Annotated in this window: 11 protein-coding genes; 5 read left to right on the forward strand and 6 right to left on the reverse strand. The window is 61.7% G+C overall.

What is annotated here, in order from left to right:
* Window positions 1-6: 6 nt before the first annotated feature.
* The 3 genes from KUIN1_RS13190 to KUIN1_RS13200 are packed head-to-tail and all read left to right on the forward strand — an operon-like array spanning window position 7 to window position 5,436.
* On the forward strand, window positions 7-1,437 hold the full coding sequence (locus tag KUIN1_RS13190) for a Y-family DNA polymerase (protein ID WP_011267743.1): 1,431 nt from the start codon (window positions 7-9) through the stop codon (window positions 1,435-1,437).
* Entirely contained in the window at window positions 1,434-4,529 is a 3,096-nt protein-coding gene (locus tag KUIN1_RS13195; protein WP_024651420.1) for an error-prone DNA polymerase, read from the forward strand. Before KUIN1_RS13190 ends, KUIN1_RS13195 begins: the two co-directional genes overlap by 4 nt.
* A 55-nt stretch (window positions 4,530-4,584) precedes the next feature.
* Window positions 4,585-5,436, forward strand: coding sequence for an urea carboxylase-associated family protein (locus KUIN1_RS13200; protein ID WP_152092028.1), 852 nt, complete (start codon window positions 4,585-4,587; stop codon window positions 5,434-5,436).
* A gap of 4 nt (window positions 5,437-5,440) precedes the next feature.
* Here the strand turns inward: KUIN1_RS13200 and KUIN1_RS13205 are convergent, their stop codons facing one another.
* Entirely contained in the window at window positions 5,441-6,370 is a 930-nt protein-coding gene (locus KUIN1_RS13205; protein WP_011267746.1) for a magnesium transporter CorA family protein, read from the reverse strand.
* 4 nt (window positions 6,371-6,374) lie between these two features.
* Window positions 6,375-7,961, reverse strand: coding sequence for a RimK family protein (locus tag KUIN1_RS13210; RefSeq protein ID WP_024648386.1), 1,587 nt, complete (start codon window positions 7,959-7,961; stop codon window positions 6,375-6,377).
* Window positions 7,962-8,054: 93 nt separating this feature from the next.
* On the opposite strand from KUIN1_RS13210, the gene KUIN1_RS13215 reads away from it, so the two are divergent.
* Both KUIN1_RS13215 and KUIN1_RS13220 read left to right on the forward strand, forming a co-directional pair.
* Window positions 8,055-9,203: a GNAT family N-acetyltransferase/peptidase C39 family protein gene (locus KUIN1_RS13215; RefSeq protein ID WP_116886481.1), complete on the forward strand. Its 1,149-nt coding sequence runs from the start codon at window positions 8,055-8,057 to the stop codon at window positions 9,201-9,203.
* On the forward strand, window positions 9,200-10,102 hold the full coding sequence (locus KUIN1_RS13220; RefSeq protein WP_116886480.1) for a polysaccharide deacetylase family protein: 903 nt from the start codon (window positions 9,200-9,202) through the stop codon (window positions 10,100-10,102). The genes KUIN1_RS13215 and KUIN1_RS13220 overlap by 4 nt, the downstream gene beginning before the upstream one ends.
* A 20-nt stretch (window positions 10,103-10,122) precedes the next feature.
* Here the strand turns inward: KUIN1_RS13220 and KUIN1_RS13225 are convergent, their stop codons facing one another.
* The 4 genes from KUIN1_RS13225 to KUIN1_RS13240 form a co-directional block, all read right to left on the reverse strand.
* Window positions 10,123-11,382: a metal-dependent hydrolase family protein gene (locus KUIN1_RS13225; RefSeq protein WP_116886479.1), complete on the reverse strand. Its 1,260-nt coding sequence runs from the start codon at window positions 11,380-11,382 to the stop codon at window positions 10,123-10,125.
* Window positions 11,379-12,689, reverse strand: coding sequence for an MFS transporter (locus tag KUIN1_RS13230; RefSeq protein ID WP_116886478.1), 1,311 nt, complete (start codon window positions 12,687-12,689; stop codon window positions 11,379-11,381). Before KUIN1_RS13230 ends, KUIN1_RS13225 begins: the two co-directional genes overlap by 4 nt.
* Window positions 12,690-12,877: 188 nt before the next feature.
* Window positions 12,878-13,789, reverse strand: a complete 912-nt coding sequence (locus KUIN1_RS13235) for a LysR substrate-binding domain-containing protein (RefSeq protein ID WP_116886477.1) — start codon at window positions 13,787-13,789, stop codon at window positions 12,878-12,880.
* A gap of 24 nt (window positions 13,790-13,813) precedes the next feature.
* The gene (locus KUIN1_RS13240; RefSeq protein ID WP_116886476.1) at window positions 13,814-14,719 is read right to left on the reverse strand and encodes a LysR substrate-binding domain-containing protein; all 906 of its coding nucleotides are present in this window, start codon (window positions 14,717-14,719) and stop codon (window positions 13,814-13,816) included.
* Window positions 14,720-14,804 lie beyond the last annotated feature (85 nt).

Raw genomic sequence — 14,804 nt, forward strand, 5'->3', positions numbered from 1 at the left:
GTTCTTATGCTCTGGGCCTGTGTCTTGCTGCCGCAACTGGCGCTGGACGGCGTCATGCGTCGTCACGGCAACCCCGATGAACCGCTGGCGCTGATCAGCGGCAGCGCTCAACGTCGCGTGTTGCAGAGCGTCAATCCGGCTGCGCGTGCGTTGGGTCTGAAAGCCGGGCAATCGCTGACCGCAGCCCAGGCGCTGGTGCCCAACTTCACCACGATCGAGCATGACCCGGCCGATATCGAGCGTTTGCAGCAACTGCTCGCGGCCTGGGCCTACGGCTTCAGTTCCAATGTCAGCCTCAAGTACCCGCGGGTGCTGCTGATGGAAATCGAATCCAGCCTCAAGCTGTTCGGCCCCTGGCCGGTGTTCGAGGCGCGTTTGCGTGAAGAGCTGACCACACAGGGTTTCCGCCATCGCATCGTGGTCGCGCCCAACCCCATAGCCGCGCGAATGCTGGCCAACATGCATGACGGGCTGAGCATCGACTGTCCGCATGAATTGCGTCGCCGTCTGGAGCAGATGCCACTGGAACGCATCGGCCTGAGCCGCGACACCGCTACCGCCCTGACACGCATGGGACTGCGCAGTGTGCGGCAGGTGCTGGCGCTGCCCCGCGATACGCTGGCTCGGCGGTTTCCGGCCAGCGTGCTGCAGCACCTTGATACCTTGCTCGGCGAGCGCCCTGTGGCGCTGGAGTGCTACACGCCGCCGGACTTTTTCGATGTACGCATCGAGCTGAATTTCGATGTCGAGTCCCATCAGGCCCTGTTGTTTCCGCTCAAGCGGCTGATCGCCGATCTGGCCTTGTTCCTGGCCGGACGCGACAGCGGTGTGCAGCGATTTTCCCTGCACCTCGAGCATGTGCCAGGGCCGGAAACCGTCGTGCCGGAGACTGTCGTACCGGTCGGGCTGCTGAGCGCCGAGCGCGATGCGTCGATGCTCTTCGAACTGGCCCGCGGCAGGCTGGAGCAGGTGCTGGTCGCGTCGCCGGTACGTGCCGTGCGCCTGCTGGCGCGAGACTTGCCGGATTTCGTCCCGGCGCACCGTCAGTTGTTCGATGAGCGCGTGCAGCAGACCTTGCCCTGGGAGCAACTGCGCGAGCGCCTGCGGGCGCGTCTGGGCGACGAGTCGGTCAATGGCTTGCGCGCCCAGGCCGATTATCGTCCCGAATGTGCCTGGCAAGCGCACAGCAGCAGTAAACCGGTCCTGCCAGCCAGAGGCTTCACGCGTCCAGGCTGGCTGCTGCGCGAGCCTCAGCCGCTGCCAGTGCAGGCGACCCGCATCGTGGCCGGGCCCGAGCGAATCGAATCCGGGTGGTGGGACGGCGGCGATGTGCGCCGCGACTATTACCTGGTCGAAACCGCCAGTGGCCAACGCGCCTGGGCGTATCGCGCGGTTGGCGAGCCGGGTGAACTGCTGCTGCATGGCTGGTTCGCATGACCCGCGAATACGCCGAGCTGCATTGCCTGTCCAACTTCAGCTTTCAGCGGGGCGCCTCGAGCGCACGCGAGTTGTTCGAACGGGCGTTGCGTCATGGCTACAAAGCGCTGGCAATCACCGACGAGTGCACCCTGGCCGGCATCGTACGCGCCTGGCAGGCGTCAAAAAGCACCGGTCTGCCCTTGATCGTCGGCAGTGAAATGCACATCGAAAACGGCCCGAAAGTCGTCTTGCTGGTGGAAAACCAGGCAGGCTATGAGGCGCTGTGCAAACTGATCACGGTAGCGCGCCGCCGGGCCAGAAAAGGTGAATACCGCTTGTTGCGCGAAGACTTCGAGCCTGCGCCGGACGGGTTGCTGGCCCTCTGGCTGCCGGACCTCGACGGCGATGCTCAAGCCTGTCTGGCCGGCGGGCGCTGGTTGCGTGAGCGATTTGCCGAGCGCCTGTGGCTGGGTGTCGGGCTGCACCGCGGCCCGGATGACGAGCAGCGGCTGGCCGACCTGCTGGCGCTGGCACAATCGCTGGGTATTCCGGCAGTGGCCAGTGGCGATGTGCACATGCACGCGCGTGGCCGGCGTGCCCTGCAGGACACCATGACTGCCATCCGCCACCACACCACAGTGGCCGAGGCAGGTCATCTGCTGTTTGCCAATGGCGAGCGCCATTTGCGGCCACTTGATGCGCTCAGCGAGCATTACCCGGACTGGCTGCTGGCCGAGTCGGTGCGTATTGCCCGGCGCTGCACGTTCGACCTGGGCGATTTGAAGTATGAATACCCGCATGAGCTGGTCCCCAAGGGCCAAACCTCTACGTCCTGGCTACGTGAACTGACCGAACGCGGCGTTCGCAGGCGCTGGCCGGGCGGCCTGACAGCGGCCACCCGTGCGCAGGTCGAGAAGGAACTGGCGCTGATCGCGGAAAAGAAGTTCGACAGCTACTTTCTGACCGTGCATGACATCGTGGAGTTTGCCCGCAGCCAGCACATTCTGTGTCAGGGGCGCGGCTCGGCGGCCAACTCGGCAGTGTGTTATGCGCTGGGGATCACTGAACTGAACCCGGAACAGAGCAACCTGCTGTTCGAGCGCTTCATCTCCAGAGAGCGCAACGAGCCACCGGACATCGACGTGGATTTCGAGCATGACCGCCGCGAAGAAGTCATTCAGTACATCTTCCGGCGCTATGGCCGGGGCAGGGCCGCGCTGACGGCCGTAGCCAGCACCTATCATGGCTCCGGCGCAATGCGTGACGTGGCCAAGGTGCTGGGCTTGCCGCCAGAGCAGATCAATGCATTGGCCGAAGCCTTCAGCCGCTGGAGCGATTCACTGCCGTCGCCTGAGCGCTTGCGCGAATACGGCTTCGATGCCGACACGCCGATCCTCAAGCGCGTGCTGGCGTTGACCGGCGAACTGATCGGTTTTCCCCGGCACCTGTCGCAACACCCGGGTGGATTCGTGATTTCCGAACACCCGCTTGAAACGCTAGTGCCGGTCGAGAACGCCGCGATGGCCGACCGCACCATCATCCAGTGGGACAAGGACGATCTGGACCTGGTCGGCCTGCTGAAAGTCGACATTCTTGCACTGGGCATGCTCAGTGCCTTGCGCCGCACGTTCGATCTGGTGCATTTGCACCGTGGCCAACGATGGACTTTGGCGACTCTTCCGGGCGACGACCGGAAAACCTACGAAATGATCAGCCGCGCCGACACCATCGGCGTGTTTCAGATCGAGTCGCGTGCGCAGATGGCCATGCTGCCGCGCCTCAGACCGGAAAAATTCTACGACCTGGTCATCGAAGTCGCCATTGTCCGGCCAGGGCCGATTCAGGGCGACATGGTTCACCCGTACCTGCGGCGGCGCAATGGTGAAGAGAACGTCACCTATCCGCCCAAGCTTGAATCGGTGTTCAAGCGCACCCTGGGTGTGCCGCTGTTCCAGGAGCAGGTCATGGAAGTGGCCATTCTGGCCGCCGACTACACGCCGGGCGAGGCGGATGAGTTACGTCGCGCTATGGCCGCATGGAAACGTCACGGCGGGCTCGAGCCGCATCGCGAACGGCTGCGCACGGGCATGCTGAAAAACGGCTACGAAGCGGACTTTGCCGACCGGATCTTCGAACAGATCAAGGGCTTTGGCAGTTATGGTTTCCCCGAATCCCATGCCGCCAGTTTCGCCTTGCTGACCTACGCCAGTTGCTGGCTCAAGTGCCACGAACCGGCAGCGTTCACCTGTGCACTGATCAACAGCTGGCCAATGGGGTTCTATAGCCCGGATCAATTGCTGCAGGACGCACGCCGCCATCACATTGAAATTCGCCCGGTGGATGTGCGTTACAGCGATTGGGATTGCTCGCTGGAGCCGCTCGATCATCCTGACCGCACGCGCAATCTGGCGATTCGTCTCGGGCTGCGCATGGTCCGTAGCTTTCGTGAAGAAGATGCCTTGCGCATCGAAGTCGCGCGCGCGAAACGCCCGTTTGTCGATGCCACGGACCTGACGTTGCGCGCCGAACTGGACGCGCGCGCCGCCGAAGCGCTGGCGGATTCCGGTGCCTTGCGCGGCCTGATCGGCCATCGGCACCGGGCGCGCTGGGAAGTCGCCGGGGTTGAGGCCCAGCGCCCGCTGTTCGACGACCTGCCCAGCGAAGAAACCCAGGTGATCTTGCCGCTGCCGACCGTGGCCGAAGACCTGGTGGCCGACTACACGACGCTGGGTACCACCCTGGGCCCACACCCGCTGGCCTTGCTGCGCCGGCAACTGGCTGCCAAGCGCTTTCGCAGCTCACAAGACTTGTTACACCTGGAAAACGACCGGACCCTCAGCGTGGCGGGACTCGTCATTGGTCGTCAACGACCGGGCACCGCGAGTGGCGTGACCTTCGTCACCCTGGAAGATGAGTTCGGCATGGTCAATGTGGTGGTCTGGCGCGACCTGGCCGAGCGCCAGCGCAAGGTGCTGGTGGGTTCGCAATTGCTGCAGGTGTTCGGGCGACTGGAATCGAAAAGCGGGGTGCGGCACCTGATTGCCCAGCGCCTGTACGACCTGACGCCGCTGCTCACCGGACTGGATGTGCGCAGCCGGGATTTTCAGTAATCGGGCCTGCAATTTGCAGTATCAATCGGCACATCCTGCCACCGAGAAGCCCAGTATGTACAAAGACTATCCAGCCGCTTACCAGGTCAGCAAAGGCGCGGCGCTGCAAGTCGACACTGCCTTTTATGAGCGCATCCGCACGAATGCGCAGCAACGCACCCTCGTCGAACAGTTAGACGTACCGATTCGTACCGGGCGGGCCTGGAAGGTCAAGGCTGGCCAAGTGTTTCGGGTCACCACACCGGTGGGTCCGCAAGTCGGCGATTTCAATGTCTGGAACGCCAACGACCCCCGCGAGCGACTGTGGGCTGCGCGCACGCGGCAGTTGCAGGGCGCGCATGTCAGCACCCATGATCGGCTGTGGTCGAACCTGCCGTTTTTGCGGCCAATGGTAACCATCACCGATGACAGTCTGGCCAGTTACGGAACCGACGAGCACGGCGGCCGCCTGCATGACCTGCTCGGCACGCGCTGCGATCCCTACATCAACAAGATGCTGACCGGTGAAGACTTTCACCATCACTGCCACTCCAACCTGACCCGCGCAGTGCTGCCGCACGGGCTGACCGAGTTCGATGTGCATGATGTGCTGAACATCTTCCAGTGCACCGGCCTGAACCACGACGACCTGTATTTCATGAAAGCGTGCCCGGCGCAGAAGGGCGACTATCTGGAGTTTTTCGCGGAAATCGACCTGCTGTGTGCCTTGTCGACCTGTCCGGGTGGCGACCTGTCACTGCCGATGTGGGGGCCTGATGCGCAGGACCCGTTGAGCGTCTGCCGGCCGCTGGGGGTCGAGATCTATGACCTCGACGCCGCGCTGCTGGACGGCTGGCAGTCCCCCGAGCGCGCGGCCTATAACGGCCTGCACGGTCTGCAGATCGCCAAGGCCGATTGGGAGCAATAACCGCTCAGGCTGCGCGCGCCATTCTGCGCAGTCCCCAGACCATCACCGCCCCCATCCCGAGCATGGCCAGCAGCAGTGCCGGGTAAGCCACCCACCAGTGCAGTGGGGCGGTCATCATGCTGAATTCCGACATGCCGCCGATCCCGGCAATCAGGTTCAATGGCAGAAACACCACATTGATCAAGGTCAGTTTGCGCAGCAGGGTGTTGGTGCTGTTATTGACCAGGTTGCCGCGCGCATCCATCAGACCGGCGAACACCGTGGAATAGATCTCCGCCTGTTTGTAGCACTGATCGTTCTCGATGATCATGTCGTCGATCAGCGCCAGGCTTTCTGCTGGGTATTGCCTGGCTTGCGCATGATTGCGCAGACGCGTCAGGACCGCACCGTTGCTGTGGATGGCGTTGATGTAATACACCAGACTTTCGCTGAGGTTGAACATCTGCAGCAGATGGCGGTTTTCCAGTGAAGAGTTGAATTTCTGCTGCAATTCACGGGCGACCATCTTGATGACTTTCAAGTGCCCCAAGTAGTGATGAATGTTGTTGAACAGCAGCTCCAGAAGGATATCCAGCGGCTGGTTCAACGGACGGTGAGCCCCTAGTGCGCTCAAGGGTTGCTCGTCATCACAGATCAGCACCAGCTGGTCCCGGCTCAGCAGCACGCCAAAGGACGAAACGTCGAACGAGAAGCTGTCCTTGCCCGAATAGTTCTCGGGGCGTTTCCAGATGACGAACAATGCATCAGGGTGAAACTCGATGCGCGAAATTTCGTCCGGGTCGAGTGCCGAGGCAACAGCGTGCTCATCAAGATGAAATCGCTCCAGCAATAATCTGCGTTCTCCGGCATCCGGTTTGCTGAACCACAGCACCTGGGCCTTTTGCGGATCACATGCCAGCAACTGGTTGTTGTCGAGTTTCAGGCCCTGAATCATCGTTTCACCATGCCTGACCGAGGCGCTTGAGCTCCAGACGGCGGACGAACTCTTCCAGCACCAGGCTGTACAGATCATCCTGCAGATAAGCGTCTTCGATGCCGGCATCCAGGTTCGGGTTGTCGTTGACCTCGATCACCACCACTTGATCGCCTGACTGCTTCAAGTCCACGCCATACAATCCGTCACCGATCAGGTTGGCGGTCTTGAGCGCCAGTTCGACCACGGCGCGCGGCGCTTCGTGCACCGCCAGCGTGCGGCATTCGCCAATCACCTCGGCGCCGATCGCCTTGTGGTTGTAGATCTGCCAATGCCCCTTGGACATGAAGTACTGGCAGGCGAATATCGGTTTGCGATTGAGAATGCCGATCCGCCAGTCGTACTCGGTGTAGAAAAACTCCTGAGCCAGCAGCAATACCGAGTGCTCGAACAACTGCGTCGTCGCCGTGTGCATTTCCTCGGGTGTACTGACCTTGATCACACCTCTGGAAAAGCAGCCGTCAGGGATCTTCAATACCAGCGGGAAGCCCAGGCGTGTGGCCACGTGCTGCAGTTCTTCCGGGCGGTCCTTGTAGAGAATTTCCGTTCGCGGCATGCCCAGATCGTGGCTTTTGAGCAGGTCGGTCAAATACACCTTGTTGGTGCAGCGCAGGATCGAGGTGGAGTCATCCATGACCACCAGCCCCTCGCTTTCGGCTTTCTTGGCAAAGCGATAGGTGTGGTTGTCGACGCTGGTGGTTTCGCGAATCAGCAGCGCGTCGTACTCGGCCAGCCGGGCGTAGTCTTTCTTTTCAATCAGCTCGACATCGATGCCCAGGCGCTGACCGACGCGGATGAAATTGGCCAGCGCCTCAGGGTTGGACGGCGGCAGCTGTTCCTGCGGATCATGCAAAATCGCCAGGTCGTAGCGGGCCATGCGCCGGGAACTGGGCTGGCGCCAGACGTTGCGGCTGAAGCCTTCCAGCGCCGAGGCGAACTCATCCTGCTGATCTTCGCGCAGACGCGGCAGAGCGCCGGCCTTGATACCCGCAATGTGCCAGTTGTCGCGCTTGCGAAACTCCACCATCAGGATCGGACAGGGGAAGACTTCAAACAACTGACGGGCAAGATCCTTCAACGGCTCAAGTGTGGTCTGGCCGAAGTACAGTGTCAGGGTAAACCCTTCAGTGTCGTCATACGGATGATCCTCAAGTGCGGTTTCCAGCAACTTGTCCAGGTCATCGAGGGCCAGGCCGTAGAGTGACTTGCGGGTCAACTCGCTGATGGTCTTTACCGAGGGAATGACATTGTGCTGGCGCGCTTCGGCCAGCAGGGAACAGTAATAACCGTGGCCCAGGTATTTGTAGCTGCGGCACAGGTTGATGACTTGCACACGCCTGCCTGCCGTGGCTTTCAGCGGTTTTTCCAGGTAGTCCTGGGCGCTGATCAGGTCTTCGCTGGGAAAGTACGATGCCCAGTCTTCGAGGCGTTCGACAATAATCACCAGTTGCCTCTGCGCTGCAAAGAGTGTTGTGGGGTCTGCACGTCGGGTTGTTGCTGAAAGCGCAAGTTGCGCAGATACTTCGTTCATCTTCACCTGTGCCGCTGACATGTGTAATCGATCCGATGGGAAACAAGTCCTTTCTATTAAGCATGTGCTTTTTGAAATGTCCCGTTTCGTTACACAACTTTTACGGCGGTGCAGATGGACTTTATATTTCGAGATGCAGTTGAAACCGATGTCGACGACTTGCTGCTTCTGGAGAACCAGTGTTTTGACGGCGACCGTCTGACCGCGCGCAGCTTTCACTGGATGATCCGCCGCGCCAATGCCAGCCTGATCGTCGCCGAGCAGGCCGGACAGCTCACCGGCTATGCGCTGGTGCTGTTTCATCGGGGCACCTCATTGGGGCGCTTGTATTCGCTGGCGATTGCCGATGCAGCGCGGGGCAAGGGACTGGGCAGACAGTTGTTGCAACGTGCCGAGCAGCAGGCCGTGGGCAGCGACTGCGCTTACCTGCGCCTTGAGGTGCGCCCCGATAACGGCGCTGCCATCGCGCTTTACGAGCGCAGCGGTTATCGGCGTTTCGCCCAGGTCGACGACTATTATCAAGACCATGCCCCGGCCTTGCGCTACGAAAAACGCATCGTTGAACACGCCAGGCTGGACAGTCGCTCAGTGCCTTACTACCAGCAGACCCTGGAGTTCACCTGTGGCCCGGCCTGTCTGCTGATGGCCATGAAAGCCCTGCAACCTGCGCGCTCGATGGGCCGTGGCGAAGAATTGCAGATCTGGCGCGAGGCGACCACGGTGTTCATGACCTCCGGCCACGGCGGTTGCAGCCCTCAGGGGCTTGCGCTGGCGGCTCTTCAACGGGGCTTCGCGGTGAAGCTGCTGGTATCGGTTTCGGGCCCGTTGTTTCTGGGCGGTGTGCGCAGTGACAACAAGAAACAGGTGATTCGCCTGGTTCACGAGCAGTTCTGTGATGCGCTGCAAACCGCAGGAGTGCAGACACTGCCCAATCGCTCGTTGAATCTGCCAGGCCTGCTGGCCGACGGCGGCAAGCCGCTGGTGCTGATCAGCAGTTACCGCCTGACCCGTTCCAAGGCACCGCACTGGGTGATGGTCACCGATTGCGACAGCGATTTCGTCTACCTGCACGATCCCGATATCGATCACAGCCTGCATCGGCAGGCCATCGACTGCCAGCATATGCCGGTAAGCCATGCCGACTTCAATCGCATGAGTTGTTTCGGTGCCGATAAACTTCGGGCGGCAGTGATTGTGTTTGCCGCGCCTGTGGATGATCATTCGTGCGCTTCAGCAGACCGGCCACAGGATTCCCTACCGTGATTAAGTTCGTGCTCAAGGCTTTTTGCGTACTGGCCATCGCTGCAAGCCTGTCGGCCTGCATCAGCGCGCCGATCCCGCTGACCGCGAAAACCGCCGCGCAGCTGCAGCAACAGCCACCGGTTCGATTTCTGCTGACCTTTGACGATGGTCCGAGTGCTTCGACGTTCTACAACCCCAGCATCACCGTGCTCGACAGCCTGGCCGACAATCCGCTGCAGCCAGGCATCAAGGCGGTGTTCTTCGTGCAGACCGGCGCAACCGGTGCGGGTAACAGTGATCAGGGCCGGGCGATCATGCATCGTCAACATGAAGAGGGGCACCTGCTGGGCTTTCACACCGCAACGCCGCACCACACCAACCACCGTTCGCTGAGCGATGAGGAACTGGAGCAATCCCTGACCCAGGGCTGCGCGATCATTGCCTCGATCACCGGAGTGCCGACCACCTTGCTGCGTCCGCCGTTCTGGAACTACGACAAACGCACGTTCAGCGCCTATCAGCGCCACCATCTTCAGGTACTGCTCACTGACCTGAGTGCCAATGACGGCAAGATCTGGGGCTATAACTTCAGCCTGCGCCGCCGTTCCAACATGGTCACCCAGCTCTCGCAGGTGCGCGAGCGCATTGCCGCCGGCGAGCTGCCTGCGGTGGATGGCGTGATTCCGGTGGTGGTGACCTTCCATGACTTGAACCGCTACACCGCGCGGCATGCGCGGGAGTACCTGCAGATTCTGGTCGACAGTGCCGGGCAGACCGGCGTTCGGCTCGCCGACAAGCCGTTCTATGACGACAGCGGGCAGTTGCAGCGCGCGGCACTGGTCCGCACGGTCAAGGCGGCGGGCGAGCCTGTCAGCTTGCCCGGTGCGTGGAGCTGGATCTGGGACCACAACGCGCACTGACGACACGCACTGACCAGGCGTCAGACCAGAGTGTTCTTGCGCACATGACCGCCCTGAACAATCATCGCCAGGTGCTCGCCCTGACCGACCAGGCAACTGATATCGCTCAGCGGGTCGCCATCCACCACCAGCAGATCGGCTATCGCACCGGCGGCGATGCAGCCCAGTTCGCCTTCACGCTGAAGGATCTGCGCCGCCACACTTGTCGCACTGCGCAGCGCTGCCAGATTACCCAGCAGTTCTGCGCGAATCTTCAATTCATGAGTCTGGTACTCATGCATTTCACCCAGCAAATCCGAGCCATAGCCCATCGGAACGCCCGCTTCGGCGAACAGTAACAGGGCATTGCGCCCGGCCTGGCGCACATCCTCGATCTTCGCGACCGAGTCAGCCGGCAGCCCAAAGCGTTCGCCATATTCGGCGAGCATTTCGTAAGTGACCTGGGTAGGTACCGCAAATGCGCCTTTCTCAGCCATCAGCCGCGCGGTGTCGGCATCGACCAGATTGCCATGTTCGATGGTCCTGACGCCGCATTCGATGGCACGGCGAATCGCCCGAGCGGTGTAGGCGTGGGCCATGACGTAGGTGTTCGCCGCGACGGCCTCATCGACGATGGCGCGAATTTCAGCTTCGCTGTATTGGGTGTTGGCAATCGGGTCGGTTGGCGAGGACACACCGCCCGAGGCCATGATCTTGATCTGGTTGGCGCCTTGCTGCAGCTCTTCGCGTACTGCCAGACGCACGTTGTCGACGCCATCCACCACGCGGGCGATGGCCCCGGCGCGGAAGCAGCAGGAGCAGGGCTCGTTGAGCAGCAGTTCGCCACGTGCGCGCATGTCGCCATGGCCACCGGTCTGCGACAGTGCCTTGCCCGATGCGAAGATGCGCGGGCCGGGAATCAGCCCCATCTGAATCGAACGGGCCAACGCCCAGTCAGCACCCCCGGCATCGCGCACGGTGGTAAAACCACGGTCGAGCATCGCCGCCAGAATCGGCAAGGCGCGGTACATGATGATTGCGTTGGGTTGCAGGGCGTTCATGCCCAGGTTGGCGTTGGAAGCCAGCACGTGCACATGGCAGTCGATCAGGCCGGGCATCAGTGTTCTGCCACCCAGATCGATGACCTGAGCGCCCGCCGGGGCCGGTTCACCCTCGGCGCGCACCGCGACAATGCGCTCACCCTCGATCACGACCTCCTGGCCTGAAATCAATTGTCCTTGTTGCACGTCCAGCAGGCGGCCGTTGCGCAGGATCAGGTGTGTGGCTTCAGTGGTACTCATTGGTAAGCTCCAGACAAGGGTTGGTGTGCCGCGGGCGCACGGTCGTGATAAAGCAGTGCGCCAATACCGCTGACGATGGCGGCGAACATGATGTAGAAGGCCGGCGCCAGGTTGCTGCCGGTCGAGGCAATCAGCCAGGTGATGGTGAAGGTGGCAAAGCCGCCGAAGAGGGTGACGGCGAAGTTGTAGGCCACCGAAAGCCCGGTGGACAGCACGTGGGTGGGCAGCAATTCACCGAAGGCTGCGAGGATCGAGCCGATGTAAGCGGAAATCAGCAGGCCGAGCACCAACTCGAAGATCAACAGTGAAAACAGCCCTGGCATCTGGTTGATGAACAGAAACATCGGGTAGGCGCTGAGGAAGATGGCAATGGCCGAGCCCAGCAGCCAGGGGCGATGCCCGCTGCGGTCGGCCAGGGCGCCGACAATCGGCGTGGCGACGATCAGCACCGCGCCGCCCATCATGCCCGCGCTGAAGCCCATCCATGACGGCAGACCAAGCACGCGCTGGGCGTAGGACGGAATGTAAAACAGGATGGCATAGGTGCAGACGGTCCACAGCACGACCAGCGAAAAGCTGATCAGGGTCTGTCGCGGGTAGGTCTTGATCACTTCGCGCAGCGGCGATTCGACCGGTTTGGCAGCCTTGTAGGCAGGTGTCTCGTCAACCCGGCTGCGAATATAAAAGCCGACCGGCCCGATCAGCGTGCCGATCAGAAACGGCACCCTCCAGCCCCAGCTTTCGAGCTGTGCCTGGGTCAGGTAACTGGACAGCACCGCGCCCAGCGCGGAACCCAGCAGCACCGCGACGCCGATGCTGGCCTGAATCCAGCTGGAGTAGAAGGCTTTCCTGCCCTCAGGCGCATGCTCGGTCAGAAACGCTGTGGCGCTGCCCATCTCGCCACCGGCAGAGAAGCCTTGCAGCAGGCGCGCCAGGACAATCAGCAGCGGTGCCAGATAGCCGATCTGCGCGAATCCGGGTGTAAGCCCGATGATCAGCGTACCCAGCGCCATCAGCAGGATGGTCAGCGACAATGCCGCCTTGCGTCCGCGCTTGTCGCTATAGATGCCCAGCACAATGCCGCCCACCGGACGCATGAAAAAGCCGACCCCGAAGGTCGCCAGCGCCAGCAGGTAAGACGTCAGTTCGCTGCCGGTGGGGAAGAACACCTTGGCGATGATCACCGAGAAGAAGCTGTAGACCGTGAAGTCAAACCATTCAAGGCCATTGCCGATCACCGTGGCGACTACCGCGCGGCGTGCCTTTTGTTCATGGGGGCGTGAAGCAGAGGATTGTAATGTGCTCACCGGATAAGCTCCTGCATGCGATACACGCAGGGAAGCCCCCTGCATCGGCTGCATTGATTGAGGGGCAGGTTGGTTGTGAGTGCGGCTGAGTCAGGTCTTTTTGCCCGTTTCAGTCGAGAGTAGGCGCTGGGCGGATTTTAAGAAAACGCTTATTACGCAGATTTGCATGCGCCAGACGCATGCAGGTTTCAGGGCACTGGCGCCAGTGTGGCGATTTCGTCCGCCAGCCATTTCTCGAAGGCGCGTGCGGCACGCCGAGGCGTCTTGCCGCTGGGTGTCAGCAGGTAGTAGCCACCTACCGCGCCGACGCTCTTGCGGCAGGCGGGCACCAGCGCGCCGGACTGTACGTGGCGGTCGATCATTGGCTGCCAGCCGAGCACGATGCCGTGCCCGGCGACCGCCAGATCGACCAGCACCGGATACAGATTGACGGTCATGCGCTTACGGATCAGCGAGGCATCGACACCCTGGCGGCCGAACCAGTCACCCCATGACAACCATTGACGCTGGCCGTCTTCGAGCATCAGCAGGCAATGATCCAGCAACTGCGCGGGCTCCAGCAGACGTCCGTCCAGATAGTCGGGCGAGCAGTAGGCATTGACCGATTCGGCGAACAGCAGACGGCTGTCGAGACCCGCCGGTGAGACTTCGCGCAGAAAATACAGCGCCAGATCGAATTCGGCGCGAATCAGCGAATCCAGCCCGTCGACCACGCGCAGGCGGATATCCACGGCCGGGAAGGCATCGCGATAACGTCCCAGCAAAGGCCCCAGCCACAAGGCCGCCACGCCACTGGAGCAGGCCAGGGTCAGCTGCTGATCGCCGCTGTGAGTGATCACCTGAGCGGTGGCCTCGGCGCACAACGTCAATACGCGCTGGATCTGCTCGGCGTAAATCTGCCCGGCGACCGTCAGATGAATGCGCTTGTGCTCGCGACGAAACAGCGCGCGGCCGAGAAATTCCTCCAGTTGCGCGACCTGACGGCTGATCGCGCTCTGGGTCAGGTTCAGTTCGCTGGCGGCACGCGTGAAGCTGCCATGCCGGACGGCAGCTTCGAAAGCGATCAGGTTCTGCAGCGGCGGAAGAGGCTCGATACGCACAGTGGCTCCTGTTGCGGGCAGGTTTTACAAAGTGTCGGGAAACGGCGTCGACAGCAGCCAGTCCCTGAACACGCACAGCGATGGCAGGTTCTGAAAACGCGTGGCGTAGGCCAGGTAATAATTGCGTCCGCTGTCCAGGGGCTCGAACAGGGTGACCAGTTCGCCACTGTGGATTTCGTCCTGCACCAGAATGCGCGGGACCAGCGCGACACCAATGCCGGCCGCGACGGCCTGGATCAGGTGCGAGGTCAGTTCGAAGCTCGGACCGGGGCGCATGATGTGATGGTCCAGCCGATTACTGTCGAACCAGTCCGACCAGGCATTGGGCCGCGACACCACGCTCAATAACGAATGCTGGGCAACCTGCGCCGGGGTCATCGTCTGGTAGCCGGCAAGGGCAGCCGGGCTGGCAATCACCACCAGTTTTTCACTGACCAGCGGATGCGCGATGTAACCGGGCCAGTTGCCGTTGCCGGCACAGATGATCGCGTTCATTTCGCTGGCAGCGGGCGTCAGGTCGGCATGCACGATGCGTGAATGGATGTGCACCACATAGCCCGGATGCCGGGTGTAAAAGTCATTCATGCGTGGCAGCAGCCACTTCGAGCCAAAGGTCGGCAGCACGGCCAGATGCAGCGTGCCGCCTTCGGTCTTGTGCGCGATGGTTTGCAGGGTCGCACTGCGGATGCGGCCCAGCGCGGCAGCCAGCTCATGCTGATACAGCGCGCCTGCGGTGGTCAGCTCGATGCGTCTGCCGTCGCGCTTGAACAGCTCGACTTCCAGTTGCGCCTCCAGCGCCTGCACCTGCCGGCTGACAGCGCTCTGGGTCAGGGCCAGTTCGTCTGCGGCCTTGGTGAAGCTGCCATGCCGGGCGGCGGCCTCGAAGGCGAGCAGCAGCGACATGGAGGGCGTCAGTCTTCGGGTGTTCATTCATAAAACTCATGGAAAAACGGCAGGTTTTACGTTTGCACTGAAGCATGACAGGCAGGAGAATCACGCTGACCGTTGATAACGC

Source organism: Pseudomonas sp. KUIN-1 (genome assembly GCF_009176725.1).
Lineage (GTDB): Bacteria > Pseudomonadota > Gammaproteobacteria > Pseudomonadales > Pseudomonadaceae > Aquipseudomonas > Aquipseudomonas fragariae.